The 14654-nt window shown below is 69.4% G+C and carries 14 protein-coding genes; 6 read left to right on the top strand and 8 right to left on the bottom strand.

Annotation, left to right across the window (positions count from 1 at the left end; translation table 11 throughout):
• The first annotated feature begins 14 nt into the window (after window positions 1–14).
• The 4 genes from ACWPXE_RS23395 to ACWPXE_RS23380 all read left to right on the top strand — a co-directional run bounded on the left by ACWPXE_RS23395 (window position 15) and on the right by ACWPXE_RS23380 (window position 4438).
• The gene (locus tag ACWPXE_RS23395) at window positions 15–2225 is read left to right on the top strand and encodes a heavy metal translocating P-type ATPase (protein ID WP_454019735.1); all 2211 of its coding nucleotides are present in this window, start codon (window positions 15–17) and stop codon (window positions 2223–2225) included.
• A complete protein-coding gene (gene lspA, locus ACWPXE_RS23390) occupies window positions 2222–2725 on the top strand; it encodes a signal peptidase II (RefSeq protein WP_454019734.1) in 504 nt (167 codons plus the stop codon). The genes ACWPXE_RS23395 and lspA overlap by 4 nt, the downstream gene beginning before the upstream one ends.
• Before the next feature lie 39 nt (window positions 2726–2764).
• A complete protein-coding gene (locus ACWPXE_RS23385) occupies window positions 2765–3415 on the top strand; it encodes a DsbA family protein (protein WP_454019733.1) in 651 nt (216 codons plus the stop codon).
• Between the two features lie 63 nt (window positions 3416–3478).
• Window positions 3479–4438 carry a cation diffusion facilitator family transporter gene (locus ACWPXE_RS23380; RefSeq protein ID WP_454019732.1) on the top strand — a complete coding sequence of 320 codons (960 nt, stop codon included), beginning with the start codon at window positions 3479–3481 and terminating at the stop codon, window positions 4436–4438.
• Between the two features lie 5 nt (window positions 4439–4443).
• On the opposite strand, the gene ACWPXE_RS23375 is transcribed toward ACWPXE_RS23380, so the two are convergent.
• From ACWPXE_RS23375 to ACWPXE_RS23350, 6 genes are all read right to left on the bottom strand, one after another.
• A complete protein-coding gene (locus ACWPXE_RS23375) occupies window positions 4444–5328 on the bottom strand; it encodes an IclR family transcriptional regulator (RefSeq protein ID WP_454019731.1) in 885 nt (294 codons plus the stop codon).
• An 85-nt stretch (window positions 5329–5413) separates the two neighbouring features.
• Window positions 5414–6334, bottom strand: coding sequence for a 4-hydroxy-tetrahydrodipicolinate synthase (dapA, locus tag ACWPXE_RS23370; RefSeq protein ID WP_454019730.1), 921 nt, complete (start codon window positions 6332–6334; stop codon window positions 5414–5416).
• 49 nt (window positions 6335–6383) lie between these two features.
• Window positions 6384–8168, bottom strand: coding sequence for an ABC transporter permease subunit (locus ACWPXE_RS23365; RefSeq protein WP_454019729.1), 1785 nt, complete (start codon window positions 8166–8168; stop codon window positions 6384–6386).
• 1 nt (window position 8169) lies between these two features.
• On the bottom strand, window positions 8170–9303 hold the full coding sequence (locus ACWPXE_RS23360; protein WP_454019728.1) for an ABC transporter ATP-binding protein: 1134 nt from the start codon (window positions 9301–9303) through the stop codon (window positions 8170–8172).
• 118 nt (window positions 9304–9421) lie between these two features.
• Window positions 9422–10504 carry an ABC transporter substrate-binding protein gene (locus ACWPXE_RS23355; protein WP_454019727.1) on the bottom strand — a complete coding sequence of 361 codons (1083 nt, stop codon included), beginning with the start codon at window positions 10502–10504 and terminating at the stop codon, window positions 9422–9424.
• A gap of 57 nt (window positions 10505–10561) precedes the next feature.
• Window positions 10562–11989, bottom strand: coding sequence for an FAD-binding oxidoreductase (locus ACWPXE_RS23350; RefSeq protein WP_454019726.1), 1428 nt, complete (start codon window positions 11987–11989; stop codon window positions 10562–10564).
• A gap of 327 nt (window positions 11990–12316) precedes the next feature.
• Between ACWPXE_RS23350 and ACWPXE_RS23345 the strand changes: the two genes are divergently transcribed.
• Window positions 12317–12487 (top strand): hypothetical protein, encoded by a 171-nt coding sequence (locus ACWPXE_RS23345; protein WP_454019725.1) that lies wholly within the window; start codon window positions 12317–12319, stop codon window positions 12485–12487.
• 25 nt (window positions 12488–12512) lie between these two features.
• Here the strand turns inward: ACWPXE_RS23345 and ACWPXE_RS23340 are convergent, their stop codons facing one another.
• Window positions 12513–12971 (bottom strand): isochorismatase family protein, encoded by a 459-nt coding sequence (locus ACWPXE_RS23340; RefSeq protein ID WP_454019724.1) that lies wholly within the window; start codon window positions 12969–12971, stop codon window positions 12513–12515.
• Between the two features lie 53 nt (window positions 12972–13024).
• Window positions 13025–13735, bottom strand: a complete 711-nt coding sequence (locus ACWPXE_RS23335) for an IS6 family transposase (protein ID WP_454020052.1) — start codon at window positions 13733–13735, stop codon at window positions 13025–13027.
• Between the two features lie 248 nt (window positions 13736–13983).
• Here ACWPXE_RS23335 and ACWPXE_RS23330 point away from each other — a divergent pair, with 248 nt between their 5' ends.
• Window positions 13984–14643 (top strand): flagellar hook assembly protein FlgD, encoded by a 660-nt coding sequence (locus ACWPXE_RS23330; protein ID WP_454019723.1) that lies wholly within the window; start codon window positions 13984–13986, stop codon window positions 14641–14643.
• Window positions 14644–14654 lie beyond the last annotated feature (11 nt).

Below are 14654 nucleotides of genomic sequence, written 5' to 3'. Positions count from 1 at the left end.
GGTCGGAGTGGAACATGCAGGACGAGACGATGGAGGCCGCCCCGGCAGTCACCGGGCAGGCCTTGCGCTACAAGGTGGCGGGCATGGATTGCCCGAGCTGCGTCGGCAAGATCGAAACCGCGTTGCGCCGTCTGCCGGGGGCGTCCGGCGTCGGGCTCAACCACCATTCGCAAATTCTGCGGCTGACGCTGGACGAGGCGGCGACGCCGCGCGCGACGGTCGAGGCGACGATCCGCGGGCTCGGCTTCGGGGTGGAGCCCGCCGACGCGATCCACATTGCCGAGGGCGGCGGCGAAGCGTTCGATTCCGTCGCCCGGCGGGAGCCCCGCTGGTGGCAGACCGGCCGGGGCCGCATCGCCATCCTGATCGCGCTGCTGGTCGGGGGCGGTTATCTGCTGTCCTGGCTGGCGCCGGGCGTGGCGGATCACGCGCCGCTGCCCGCCGCCCTGTTCGGGCTGGCCGTCTTCGGGCGCCGCGCCGTCCGGCTTGCCCGCTCCGGTTCGCCCTTCAGCATCGAAATGCTGATGTCGGTGGCGACCCTGGGCGCGCTCGCCATCGGCGAGGCGGAGGAGGCTGCGGTGGTCGTCCTGCTCTTCGCCATCGGCGAGTTGCTGGAGGGTGTCGCCGCCGGAACCGCCCGGTCGGGCATCCGGACGCTGTCGGCGCTGGTCCCGCGAACCGCGCTGCTGATCGAGGGGGAGAGCGCCCGCGCGGTGCCGGTGGAGCGGCTGGAGGTCGGGCAGCTCGTGCTCGTCCGACCCGGCGACCGCGTGTCCGCCGACGGTGTGGTGGAGGAGGGCGAGTCCGACATCGACGAATCCCCGGTGACCGGCGAGTCCATGCCCGTCGCCAAGGCCGTGGGCTCCCCGGTCTTCGCGGGCGGGATCAACGCCACCGGGGTGCTGCGCGTCCGCGTCACCCGCAAGGCGTCGGACAACACCATCGCCCGCATCGTCCAGCTTGTGGAGGAGGCGCAAGCCGCCAAGTCCCCCACCGCGCGCTGGATCGAGCGGTTCAGCGCCCGCTACACACCCGCCGTCATCGCCGTGTCGGTCCTGACCGTCCTGGTGCCGCCGCTGGCCTTCGGCGGAGACTGGCACAGCTGGATCTACCGCGGACTGGCGCTGCTGCTGATCGGCTGTCCCTGCGCGCTGGTCCTCTCCACCCCGGCGGCCATCGCCTCCGGCATCGCGGCGGGCGCCCGGCGCGGTCTGCTCATCAAGGGCGGTGCCGCGCTGGAGGCGATCGGAAAGGTGCGGACCATCGCCTTCGACAAGACCGGCACGCTGACCCTGGGGCAGCCGCGCGTCACCGACATCGTGCCGCTCGACGGTAGCGAGCGCACGCTGCTCGGCCTCGCCGCCACCGTCGAGAACGGCTCGGCCCACCCGCTGGCCCGCGCCATCCTGGAGCGCGCGGCGGCCGACGGCGTGCCGCTGCGCCCGGCGCGCGACCGCAAGGCCGTTCCGGGGCGGGCGGTGCAGGCCGTGGTCGGCGGGCGCCTGATCGAGGTCGGCTCCCCCCGTCACGCCGTCGAACGGGGCGGCGCCGGAGCCTTGCCCGCCGACACCGTCGCCGTCTTCGAGGAGGAGGGCAAGACGGTCGCCGTGGTCGTGGCGGACGGACGGCCCATCGGTCTCCTGGCGCTGCGCGACGAGCCGCGGCCCGACGCCGCCCGGGGCATCGCCGCCCTGCGCGGGCTGGGCGTGCGCAGCGTCATGCTGACCGGCGACAACCGCCGCACTGGTCAGGCGGTCGCCCGGACGCTTGGCTTGGCGGTCGAGGCCGAACTGCTGCCGGAGGACAAGCTGCGCGCGATCGCCGGCTTGAAGGGGCAGGGGACGGTCGCGATGATCGGCGACGGCATCAACGACGGTCCGGCCCTGGCCGCCGCCGACGTCGGCATCGCCATGGGCGGCGGCACCGACGTCGCGCTGGAAACCGCCGACGCCGCCCTGCTGGGCAACCGGGTCGAGGGGGTGGCCGAGCTGGTCACCCTGTCGCGGGCGACCCTGACAAACATCCATCAGAACGTCGCCTTCGCCCTCGGCCTGAAGGCGGTTTTCCTGGTGACGACCCTGTTCGGGATCACCGACCTGTGGCTGGCCATCCTGGCGGACACCGGCGCCACCATCATCGTCACGCTCAACGCGCTGCGCCTGCTCCGCCGCAAGGGCCGACACCTCCCGGCGTCGCAGCCGGCCTTTGGAAGGAAGGAATCATGAAGACGACATGGGCGGCTCCGTCCGCCGGCCTGAGACTGGCGGGTGCCACCGGCGCCATCGTTCTGGTCCTCGACCAGCTCACCAAATGGGCGGCACTGGAGCAGCTCCTGGAACCGCCGCGGCTGATCGAGGTGGCGCCCTTCCTGAATCTGGTGCTCGGTTTCAACACCGGCGTCAGTTTCGGGCTTCTGGAGAACGACAGCGCCTACGGTCCCTGGCTGCTCTCCGGGGCCGCGCTGCTCGTCGTCGCGGTTCTGGTGGTGTGGGCGGCCCGCTCGGACAGCCGCGCCGAGGCGGCGAGCTTCGGCGCCATCGCGGGCGGTGCGGTGGGCAACGTCGTGGATCGCCTGCGCCAGGGCGCCGTCACCGACTTCATCGACCTTCATGCCTTCGGGTGGCACTGGCCGACCTTCAACGTCGCCGACATCGGGATCACCGGCGGCGTCGGGCTGCTGCTGGTCTCCGGGCTGTGGCCACGACAGACCGACAAGCAGTCCTGAGCGCAAGCTTCACCGGCAAACAGCGAGGAGAAAACGACAATGACCGTCCTTCCGTTCAACCGACGCCGGGCGGTGACGCTGCTCGGCGCCATCGGCCTGCTGGCCGGCGCCCCCCTGGCCCTGGCGCAATCCCCGGCCGCCGCACCGGCTCCGGAAGTCCCCACGACGGCGACCACCCCGCGTGTTCTGGGCAGCCCCGACGCGCCCGTCGAGGTCGTCGAATACGCCTCTCTCACCTGCCACCACTGCGCCACCTTCCACAACGAGGTGCTGCCCCAGGTGAAGAAGGAGCTGATCGACACCGGCAAGATCCGCATCGTCTACCGGGATTTCCCGCTGGACCGGGCCGCTCTCGATGCCGCCGTCCTGGCCCGCTGCGTGCCGCCCGGACGGTACTTCGCCATCCTGTCGGTGCTGTTCGCCAAGCAGGGCGACTGGTCCCACGCCAAGGACCCGCGCGAAAGCCTGACCCGCTACGGCCTGTTGGCGGGATTGCCGAAGGAGACCTACCAGGCTTGCCTGGACGATCAGGCTCTCAGCGACGCCATCCTTCAGTCGCGCCTTGACGGTGCGGAAAAGCACCAGATCGATTCGACCCCGTCCTTCGTGATCGACGGCAAGACGCACAAGGGGGTGCTGAGCTACGAGGCGTTCTTGAACGCCTTGCGGCCGCTCCTGCCGCCGTCCTGATGACTCGGCGCAGTGCCCGCTTCAACGGTTCCACGGACTGACACACGGCATCGGACTGAACACATGGCACATCATCACAGTCACGATCATGGGCACGGTCACACGCATGACCACGGGCATGGCGAAGCGGGCCACAGCCACGACATGCCGACGGTGACCGAAAGCAGCGAGCGCAAGGTCTTCTGGGTGATGCTGCTGACCGGCGGCTTCATGCTGGCCGAGGTGGTGGGCGGCATCGTTTCAGGCTCGCTGGCGCTGCTCGCCGACGCCGGGCACATGCTGACCGACTTCGCGGCGCTGGCGCTCGCCTGGTTCGCCTTCCGCCTGGGCCGCCGCCCGGCCGATCCGCTGCGCTCCTACGGATACCACCGCTTCCAGGTGGTGGCCGCCTACACCAACGGGATCAGCCTGTTCGCCATCGCGCTGTGGATCGTCGTCGAGGCGGTCGGACGCCTCTTCGATCCGGTCGAGGTGATGGGACCCCAGATGCTGGTCATCGCCACGCTGGGGCTGCTGGTCAACATCCTCGCCTTCTGGATCCTGAGCCGCGGCGGGGACGGGAACCTCAACGTCCGCGGGGCCGCCATCCATGTTCTCGGCGATCTTCTCGGCTCGGTCGGCGCCATCGCCGCCGCTCTGATCATCCTGTGGACCGGCTGGATGCCCATCGACCCGATCCTCTCGGTGGTGGTCGCCCTGCTCATCCTGCGCAGCGCCTGGAGGATCACCAGGGAGGCCGGGCACATCCTCCTCGAAGGCACCCCGCCGGGCATCGACGCGGCCAGCGTCGGCGCCGCCCTGGGCGAGGTCGCCGGGGTGTCGGACGTCCACCATGTCCATGTCTGGTCGCTCAACACGGAGCGTCTCCTGCTGACCCTGCACGCGGTCGTCGAGGACGGCGCCGACCGGAACCGGGTGCTGCGCGACGTCAACCGGATCCTTGAGGAGCGGTTCGGCATCCGGCACGCCACGGTGCAGCTGGAGCACGGCGGCTGCGCCCACACCGACCAGGGACACCGGTGACGCCGCTACCGCGGATAGCCGGCGAATTTGTTGACGGAAATGGAGGTCGCCGCCACCTGCACATGCCGGGCGAGTTCCTGCTCGGCTGACTCCGGCGTCCAGCGGGTGGTCGGGACGGAGATGTTCAGGCCGGCGACCGCGTGCCCATGCTCGTCGGTGATGGCGGCGGCGACCGAGATGTCGCCCATCACCGTCTCGTTGGTCACCACGGCGTAGCCTTTTTCCGCCGCCTCCTGGACGCGGGCGCGCAGGCGGCCGGGGTCGTTCACGGTGAAGGGGGTGAGCGGGCGAAGATCGGTGCGGGCCAGGATCTCCTCCCGCTCCTCCTCCGACAGGCGCGACAGGATGGCGGTGCCCGACGCGGTGAAGTAGGCGGGCAGCCGGCTGCCGACCATGATGTCGATGTTCACCAGGTGCCGGCCGGGGAAGCGGGCGACGAAGACGATCTCGTGGCCGTCCAGCTCCTGCAGATTGGCGGTCTCGCCGACGCTGCGGCTGATCTCCAGCAGGTAGGGCGACGCCTTCTCGATCAGTTCGTTCGCCCGCAGGTAGTTGTAGGAGAACTGGAGCAGCTTCGGGCTGAGCGCGTAGTTGCGCGTGCCGTGGACGCGCCGCAGATAGCCCAGCGTCTCCAGCGTGTAGACCAGCCGCTGGGCGGCGCTGCGGTCCAGCCCCGCCGCCTTGGCGATCTCGGACAGCGGCATCTGCCGGTGCGGGCCGTCGAAGGCGTGCAGGATCTGGAAGGTCTTCTCGGTCGAGCCGACGAACAGCGACGACTCGCGAGGGTCGGCCTTCGGCTTCACGGTCGGTGTGGCATCGGCCTGCTGGGCGTCGCCGCCCGCCATGCCGTCCGCCATGCCGCCCGTCCTGGTGGTCTTTCCGGCCTTCATCGGTGCTCGTCCTCGCGTCGTCGGCATGGTTCGCCTACGCATAGCATCCGGCGCGCCGGATGCCACGCGCAAGCGTTGCTACCGGTCAGGCCACCGCGGCGGCCGGCAGCCCTTCATAGGTGGTCAGGAGGCGCGACAGTTCGCTTTTCAGCGCCTCGCGCAGTTCCGCCCGCGGCTCGCGCAGCGGCGGCAGCATCGCCGGGGCCTTCACGCCGATGAGGTCCATCACCGACTTCATCGGGCCGGGGTTGGTCTCGGCGAAGGCGAGGTTCATCATCGGGATGAGGGTGCGGTGGACCTCCAGCGCCTCGGCGGTCTTGCCGGACGAGGCGAGGTCGAAGACCAGGCGCCAGGCGCGCGGCAGGAGGTTCGCCGTCACCACGATGCCGCCCTTGGCGCCCGCGGCCACATGCAGCGGGAACAGCGTGTCCTCGCCGCTCAGCATGGCGAAGGACGGGTCCAGCCCGGCCATCGTGCGCAGGAAATGGTACATGTCGGTGTTGCAGGCCTTCATGCCGACGATCCGCTCGTGGCGCGACAGCTCGTGCAGGACCTCCGGATCGACGGCGATGCGGGTGCGGTAGGGGATCTCGTAGATCAGGATCGGCACCGGCGACTCGTCGGCGTAGCGCAGGAAGTAGTCGCGGATGCCGGCCTGGGTCGGGTTGGTGTAGTAGGGCGTCAGGACCAGCAGGCCGTCCACGCCGGCCGCCGCGAAGTCGCGGCCCGCGGCCAGGGCATCGTGATAGCCGGTGTCGAGGACGCCGGCGATGACCGGCTTCCTGCCGGCCATCGCCTCGACCGTCAGCGCGGCGAAGCGGTTGCGCTCGGCCCGCGCCAGCGCGCCGTACTCGCCGGTTCCGCCCAGCGGAACCACCCCGTCGATCCCCTGGCGGTTCAGCCAGGAGAACAGCGCCTTGGAGGCCGCGACGTCGATGGTGCCGTCGGCGGTCACCGGCGTCGGGGTGGCGGGCAGAATGCCGCGGAGTTTGGTGGCGTCGAGCATAATATATCCTTGGAAGTGCGAAGAGGTGGAGCGTCGGTTCCGGTGCGGATCAGGAGGCCAGGCTGCGCCGGCGCAGCCGGTCCGCGGCGTAGATCAGCACTGCGACGAAGACGAGCAGTCCGGTCGAAACCGCTGCAATGACGGGGGAGACCTGCAGCGTCACCTCGTCCCAGAACTGTTTGGGCAGGGTGGCGCTGAGACCGCCCGACGAGAACAGTGAGATGGTCAGCTCGTCGAAGGAGGTCGCGAAGGCGAACAGGAAGGACGACAGCATGCCGGCCCCCAGGATCGGGAAGGTGACGTGGCGCAGCGCGGCCAGCGGACGGGCGCCCAGGCTCTGCGCCGCGAGGTCGAGCCGGGTGTCGTAGTTGCGCAGCACCGCCGTCATCGTCATCACCACATAGGGGACGGCGACGACCGTGTGGCCGATCACCAGACCCAGGATGGTGCCGACCAGCCCCATCTGGGCGAACAGGTAGAACATGCCGACGGCGATGATCATGCGGGGCACGATCACCGGCGACAGGATGAAGGCCAGCATCGCGCCCTTGCCCCGCATCCGGCTGCGCACCATCAGGAAGGCCGCCGGCACGCCGATCGCCATCGATAGCAGGCCGGTGCCGAAGGCCACCACCAGCGAGCGGGTCAGCGCCTGCATCCACAGCGGCGACTGGAAGAGCTGCTCGTACCATTGCAGCGAGAAGCCGGTGGGCGGCCAGGCCAGCCCGGCCTTGCCGAAGGACAGCGGAATCATCAGGAAGGCCGGCAGACTGACGAGCACCAGCATGGTCCACACCAGCGTCCGCAGGGTGGCCGACGGCATCTCGCCGGTGCCACGCGGGCGGCGGCGCGGGAACAGGCCGAGCAGGGCGTCGCTCGCGGCACCCAGCAGCCCGAGCACCCGGCCGCCCAGGCGTCGCATGGCGGTGTCACGGTTGTGCACGGCCCCCGCGGTCTCGCCGGTCAGCGTCGCGAAGCCGAAGACGCGGTCGTAGAGCACGAACACCGCCAGCACCACCGTCAGCAGCAGCACCGAGATGGCGCCGGCGAGGCCCCAATTCAGCGTCTGCTGGATCTGGTCGATGATGAGCTGGGTGATCATCGTCTCGCGCCGCCCGCCGAGCAGGGCCGGCACGATGAAGAAGCCGATGGCCGACACGAAGACCATGATCGCCGCGGCGGCGACGCCGGGCAGTGACAGCGGGAAATAGACGGTCCAGAAGGCGGTGCCGGGGCGCGCGCCGAGCGTGCTGGCGGCGCGGGGCAGGGTGCGGTCGATGTTCTCCATCACCGCCAGCATGGTCATCACCGCCAGCGGCAGCATGGCGTGCACCATGCCGACCAAGACCGAGCCGAAGCCGTAGAGCAGGTCGATCGGCCGGTCGATGATCCCCAGCGACATCAGCGTGCCGTTGATGACGCCGTTGCGGCCGAGGATGATGACCCAGGCGAAGGCGCGCACCAGGAAGCTGGTCCAGAAGGCCAGCAGCACCCAGAAGATCAGGCGGCTCTTCGCCGGCCCCTTGGTGACGGAGATCAGGTAGGCGATGGGGTAGGCCCCGGCCACCGCGACCAGCGTCGTCGCCAGCGAGATCTTCAGCGTGATCCACAGCACGGTGACGTAGAGGCTGGACGAGAAGAGCTGCTGGTAGGGCGCCAGCGTGAAGCCCTGCCCGTTGTAGACGCTGAGCGCCAGGAGCTGGCCGACCGGAAAGACCAGGAAGACGGTGAGGAGCAGGACGATGGGGGCGCCCATCAGCACCGGCTTGCGCCAAGCCGGTGGGGCGCCGCGCCGTGGGGCGGCATGAGACATGGTCATGATCTGGTCGCTCATGTCAGGCCGCCTTGGCCGTGGTTGCGGGCATGGCCGCCGGGCCGCGGTCCGCGATCACCACAGCGTCGCGGCTGTCCCAGGACAGCGCCAGCACGTCGTCGATGCGGATCGCCTCGGCCTCGTTGCGGGTGGCGAAGGCAGCGACCAGCGGCGGCAGGGCGTCGTCGAGCGGTTGCATGTAGACCTTGGTCAGGCTGCCGGTGACCATCACGTCGGACACCCGGCCCATCACGGCCGAAGCACTGTTGTCCGACGGACGGGCAATGGTCAGGTTCTGCGGGCGCACCATAACCCGCACCGGGGTGCCCGGCGGCAGGTCCTGGCCGTTGGCGAGCGCGCGGCCTGGAATGCCGGCGCTGCCCAGCCGGATCTCCGCCTCGTCGCCCAGCCGCGGACCCAGCACCGCCGGCAGCAGATTGGATTCGCCGAGGAAGTCGGCGACGAACAGGGTGCGCGGGCGGAAATAGAGATCGGCCGGCGTGCCGAGCTGCTCGATGCGGCCGGCGTTCATCAGGCAGATGCGATCGGACATCGTCATCGCCTCTTCCTGGTCGTGGGTGACGTAGACGACCGTGGTGCCCAACTCGCGGTGCAGATGCTTGATCTCGAGCTGCATGTGCTCGCGCAGCTTCTTGTCGAGGGCGCCCAGCGGCTCGTCCATCAGGATGATCGACGGCTTGTAGACCATGCAGCGGGCCAGGGCGACGCGCTGCTGCTGGCCGCCCGACAGCTCGCGCGGGTAGCGCCCGGCGATGTGCGGCAGATGGACCATCTCCAGCGCCTCGCGGGCGCGCTTCTTCGCTTCGGCCTCCGGGATCTTCCGCATCTTCAGCGGGAAGGCGATGTTCTCGGCGATCGTCATGTGCGGGAACAGGGCGTAGTTCTGGAACACCACGCCGATGTCGCGCTCGTAGGGCGGGGCGTAGGTCACGTCCTGCGCGCCGATCCGCACGATTCCTTCGTCGGGCGGAACCAGCCCGGCGAGCAGACTGAGCAACGTCGTCTTTCCCGAGCCCGACGGGCCGAGCAGGGTCAGGAATTCACCGTCGGCGACCACGAGATCCGTGGGGGCGAGCGCCACGAAATCACCGTAGCGCTTGGCGAGGCCCTGGACGGTTAGGCTGGACGACGACATGGCAGGTCTCCTCGCGTCGAAAAGAAAGTGGGGAAAAATGCGGGAGTCCCGCGACCGGTCCCGTCCTGCGGGCGGATCCGGTCGCGGGTCCTCAGTCGGGACGGAGCGTCCCGGCGCCTCAGCTCAGCAGCCAGGCGTTGTAGCGCTCGAGCGCCTTCTGCTGGTTGTCCAGCCAGAACTGCGCGTTGATCTTGACGCCCTTCTCGATGTTCGCCGGGAAGGTCGGGCAGTTGGGGGCGATCGCCGGATCGATGTGCTTGAAGGCGTCGGGCATGGTGACGCCGGCTGGGAAGTACTTCACCAGCTCCGCCTGCCGCTTCGGATCGCAGGTGAACTTGATGAACTGGCGGCAGGCGTCGGCGTTCGGGGTGCCGGCCAGGATGGCCCAGTTGTCGAGGCCCCAGATGTTCTGGTCCCAGACGATGCCGACCGGGGCGCCGGCGGCGATCGCCGCCTGCGGGCGGGACACCCAGGTCGGGACGAGATCGACCTCGCCGGAGATCAGCATCTGCTCGACCTGCGCGCCGCTGGTCCAGAAGATCGGGATGTCCTTCTTGATGCGGTCCAGCGCCTTGAAGGCGCGGTCGAAGTCGCAGGGATAGACCTCGCCGGTGGGCACGCCGTCGGCCATCAGCGCCTGCTCGATGGTGTCGAAGGGATGCTTGCGCAGGGCGCGGCGGCCGGAGACGCCAGCGACGTCGTAGAAATCCTTCCAGGAGGCCGGCGCCTTCCGGCCCTTGAAGGCGTCGGTGCGGTAGGCCAGCACGGTGGTGTAGACGTTGGTGCCGACGCCGTATTCCGACATGTACTGCTTGGGAATGGCGGCGACCGCCGGATCGTTCTCCAGCCCGTGCTTCTCCAGCATCGGCTTGTCGCCGGCGGTCAGCATCAGGATGGCCGGCTCGCTGATCTTGGCCATGTCCCAGGTGTAGGACTTCGCCTCGACCATCGAGCGGATCTGCGCGGTCGGCTCGGCGTTGGCCTGGACGCCGACGACCTCGATGCCGGTGGCCGCGGTGAAGGGCTTGTAGAAGACCTCGCCATAGGCCTTGGTGTAGATGCCGCCGTCGTCGCGCACGACGATGCGCTTGTTCTGCGCGCGGGCCGGGCTCCAGATCGCCGGCATGGCGAGCGCCGCGGTGCCGGCGGCGCCGGCTTTCAGCAGGGTGCGGCGGGACCAGCCGGTTTGACGTGTGCTCATGTCGGAACTCCTCGAGGATGGGCCGGGACGGCGGATGGGCGGGGAGGGCGGGGACAATCAGCCGGGCGGCAGGAGCCGTCCGGGATTGAGGATGTTCTGCGGGTCGAGCGCCCGCTTGACGGCGCGCATCAGCGCCAGCTCCGCCGGCGGCTTGTAGCGGGCCATCTCGGCGAGCTGGACGCGGCCGACCCCGTGCTCGGCGCTGAAGGTGCCCTTCAGCCGGGCGGCCTCGTCGTTGACGGCGTGGCGCAGCGCCGCGGCGAGCGCGTCGCGGTCACCCGATGCGGCGGCCTCCCAGGCGTCGAAGCTGAAGAAGGGGATGAAGTGGACGTTGCCGTCGCCGAGATGGGCGACGACGATCACCGGCAGGTCGGGCACCAGCGCGCGCACCGCCGCGGTGGCCGCCGCGATGAAGGCGGGGACCGCCGACAGCGGCACCGCGCAGTCGGTGGTCAGGCCGACGCCGGCCTTCTTGTTGGCCTCCGACACGCTGTGGCGGATCTCCCACATGGCGTGGCGCTGCGCCTCGCTGGACGCCAGCGCCGCGTCGCTCAGCAGGCCGTCGGCGAAGGCGTCCTCCAGGATCGCCTGCAGTTCGTCGTCGAGCGCCTCGCCGGAGCCGTTGTCCGACAGTTCGATCAGCACATGCCAGTCGGCCTCGCTCTCGATCGGGCTGCGGCGGCCGGGGACATGGCCGAACACCAGATCGAGCTGCAGGCGGTTGATCATCTCGAAGGCCGACAGCCGGGCCGCGCTGCGCCCCTGCACGCGGGTCAGCAGGGTCAGCGCGTCCTCCGGCGACGCCATCCCGACCCACGCCACCGCGTGGCGCGTCGGCAGCGGGTGCAGCTTCAGCGTCGCCGCGGTGATGATGCCGAGCGTGCCTTCCGAACCGATGAACAGATGCTTCAGATCGTAGCCGGTGTTGTTCTTGCGCAGGCCATAGAGGCCCGACCAGACGGTGCCGTCGGCCAGCACGACCTCCAGCCCCAGCACGTTCTCGCGCGTGTTGCCGTAGCGCAGGACCGAGGTGCCGCCGGCGTTGGTGGCGATGGTGCCGCCGATCTGGCAGGAGCCCTCGGCGCCCAGGCTGACCGGGTAGAGTCGCCCGTCCGCCGCCGCCGCCTCCTGCACGGTGGCGAGGACGCAGCCAGCCTCGACCTCCATCGTGTTGTTCACCGGATCGATGGCGCGGACCGCGCGCATGCGGGTCAGGCTGAGGATGACCGGGGCGGGGCCCGTCTCCGACGGAACGGCGCCGCCGCACAGGCTGGTGTTCCCGCCCTGCGGCAGGACCGGCACGCCGTGCTTGGCGCAGCAGCGCACCACGTCGGCCACCTGCCCGACGTTGGCGGGACGCGTGAGGCAGAGCGCCGGTCCGCGATAACGCCCGCGCCAGTCCTCGGTGACGGCATCCAGATCGGAGGGGGCGGTCAGGACGGCGTCGACGCCGATCAGGCTCGTCAGTTCAGCGATCACGTCCACGCGCGATCTCCTTGATCTATCCATTATTCAATCGCAATGCGATTGCATCAACTGGAATATGATAACTTGAGTTTTGTGCTCCAACAAACCTCTTTTTGCGGAGCGTGCGAATTTTCGGCGCGCGGAAGCGTCGGTGCCGGGCACTGTCCGGGGTCGGGTGATGCGCGGTCGGCCCTTCCGCCTTTTTTAAAAGGCGGCGAACGGCTGCCCGGCCCTTCCTCCTGAAGGTGTTGAAACGGATTCACCGCTGCTGGTCGCGCTGGAGAAGGACGTGGGGGCATCCCGGTCTTCTGCCCGCGCTTCAACTGGGCGGGGCGCAATGGCCACGTGCGCTTCGTTCCGGGCAACGCCTTCAGCCACACCAACGCCGTCTTCGCCGCGCCGGTCCGCGCCTTCGCCAGGGTCTTTCGCCAGGGTCTTGCCGGCATCCGGTCTGGCGGCTTCCTCCCCGCTGCGTGGTCCGGCGGGATGGTGGCGAGGCGGCGGGACGCGCCATGACCCGCCGCCTTGCCTCGCGCCGTCCTTACGCCCAGGCCCGGCTGTCCTTGACGACCACGGCGAAACGGTCGGCCAGGGCGGCGAGGTTGGCGCGGTGCAGCGCCTCGGCCGGGATCACGCCGCCGGCCCCGTCGGGGAGGTCGCGGGTGGCGCTGGCCGCGTCCACGACCGTGGTCCGCCAGCCGAGGTCGAGGGCGGCGCGCACCGTGCTGCTGACGCACATGTGGGTCTGGAAACCGGCGACGATCAGCTCCTTGCGCCCGGTGGCGCGGATCAGGGAGTCCAGCTCGGTCCCGGCGAAGGCGTTGGGCAGGTGCTTCACCACCACCGTCCCGCCGTCCAGCGGGATCAGCGGGGCGACGATGCCGGACAGCGGGCCTTCCGGGTTGAACAGGGCGCCGCCGGGCTTGCCGTGGTGGACGATGTGGAAAACCGGGGTGCCGGCCTCGCGCGCCCGCTCCAGCAGACGCGTGGGTACTGTCAACTTCAAGGTCGGTTGACGAGATGAGGGTCTGAACAACCTGCGTTCTGGATGATTCAGGCGGTCAGGGCGAGGCCGGTCACCTCGCGCCAGATGGTGAAGGCGCGCGCTCGGGTGGCACGGTACTCGGTGGCGGAGATCAGATGGCGGCGCAGCTGGAAATGGTTGTGGATCGGGCTGTGGGTGGAGAGGAACCTCCGGGCATGCCGGGCGGATTTGAACCTCTTCATGTGCCGCTCGCGCCGTCGGGTCGGTTGATGTGACACTTCGCAGGCGTTGTTCAGGTAGGGGCTTTGCCGATGCCTGCTGCCCAGCTTCAAATCCTTCTTCGCTGCCGCGTAGGATTTCAGCTTGTCGGTCACCAGGACACGTGGAGCATAGCGCAGCCCCTTCAGCAGCTTGCGGAAGAAGCGCTTGGCTGCCTTTGTGTTGCGGCGGCTCTGGACCAAGAAGTCGAGGACCACGCCATCCTGGTCGATGGCAGGCCACAGGTAGTGCTGCTTGCCGCGGATGCGGATGAACACCTCGTCGACAAACCACTTGTCGCCTGGCTTCGGCCGGCGACGCCTGAGGGTGTTGGCGAAATCACGCCCGAACCGGAGGCCCCATTCCCGGATGGTCTCGTAGCTGACTTCGATACCGCGCGCCGCCAGGATCAGCTCGACCTCGCGCAGGCTCAGGCTGAAGCAATGGTACAGCCATACGGCCTCGTTGATGATCGCCGCCGGAAAGCGGAAGCCGCGGTACGGGTTGATGGACGTGCTTATGACCGGAAGCCTGCCACCGACAGGGCGCGCCCGCCAACCTGACAGCACCGTGTGGCCTCTCCCACCTCTCTCCAGCATCTCCGAAAAAAGTCCGCCAGCTTTTCCGATCCCCTCCGTGGATAGCCACAGAACGGGACAACGCTCCGCCCTGCGGTGCCTCCTCCCGGACCACACGCTGGATCATCACGCCGAAACGGACGCGGAATCCCCGATTCCCGCGACGGGGAGGCTGCATCCCGGAGGCCGCCATGCAGGTTGACTCGCTCAGCTCCTCGACCGTCACGACCACCTCGTCCGCCAAAAGCTCCTCGGCCTCGCTGGCCGGCAGCTACCAGTCCTTCCTGACGCTGCTGCTGAAGCAGCTGGAGGTGCAGGACCCCACCAACCCGGTGGACACCGCCCAGTACACCAGCCAGCTCGTGCAGCTCTCCTCGCTGGAGCAGCAGATGTCCATGAGCGACAAGCTGGACGAGCTGACCTCGGCGGTGCAGGCGCTGGGAACCGGCAGTTCGGCGCTGGGCTATCTCGGGCGGACGGTGACGGCGGAGGGCGACACGACCGCCCTGCAGAACGGCGCGGCCAATTGGGAATACTCGCTGAACAGCGAGGCCGCGTCGGTCACCCTGACGGTGCGCGATGAGGACGGGGCCATCGTCTACCAGGACAGCGGCGCCACCGGCCAGGGCAGCCATTCCTTCACCTGGGACGGCACGGGGCGCGATGGCGCGGTCCACACGTCGGGAACCTACAGCCTGACCGTCACCGCGCTGGACTCCAGCAAGGCCGCCATCGCCGCCGAGACGCGGATCAAGGGCACGGTCACCTCCGTGGACACCTCCGGCATCAGCGCGGCGCTGGGCATCGGCAGCGTGAGCGTGCCCGCCGAGGACGTGCTGTCGCTGAGCTGAGCTGCCCCCTC

The organism is Azospirillum sp. Marseille-Q6669 (assembly GCF_965111635.1).
Note: the sequence above shows the minus strand (reverse complement) of the source record. Positions and strands in the feature narration are given on the sequence as shown.

Bases quoted from the DNA above. Each gene is read 5' to 3' on its own strand.
- ACWPXE_RS23395 (WP_454019735.1), top strand. From the start codon at position 15: ATGCAGGACGAGACGATGGAGGCCGCCCCGGCAGTCACCGGGCAGGCC.
- lspA (WP_454019734.1), top strand. From the start codon at position 2,222: ATGAAGACGACATGGGCGGCTCCGTCCGCCGGCCTGAGACTGGCGGGT.
- ACWPXE_RS23385 (WP_454019733.1), top strand. From the start codon at position 2,765: ATGACCGTCCTTCCGTTCAACCGACGCCGGGCGGTGACGCTGCTCGGC.
- ACWPXE_RS23380 (WP_454019732.1), top strand. From the start codon at position 3,479: ATGGCACATCATCACAGTCACGATCATGGGCACGGTCACACGCATGAC.
- ACWPXE_RS23375 (WP_454019731.1), bottom strand. From the start codon at position 5,328: ATGAAGGCCGGAAAGACCACCAGGACGGGCGGCATGGCGGACGGCATG.
- dapA (WP_454019730.1), bottom strand. From the start codon at position 6,334: ATGCTCGACGCCACCAAACTCCGCGGCATTCTGCCCGCCACCCCGACG.
- ACWPXE_RS23365 (WP_454019729.1), bottom strand. From the start codon at position 8,168: ATGAGCGACCAGATCATGACCATGTCTCATGCCGCCCCACGGCGCGGC.
- ACWPXE_RS23360 (WP_454019728.1), bottom strand. From the start codon at position 9,303: ATGTCGTCGTCCAGCCTAACCGTCCAGGGCCTCGCCAAGCGCTACGGT.
- ACWPXE_RS23355 (WP_454019727.1), bottom strand. From the start codon at position 10,504: ATGAGCACACGTCAAACCGGCTGGTCCCGCCGCACCCTGCTGAAAGCC.
- ACWPXE_RS23330 (WP_454019723.1), top strand. From the start codon at position 13,984: ATGCAGGTTGACTCGCTCAGCTCCTCGACCGTCACGACCACCTCGTCC.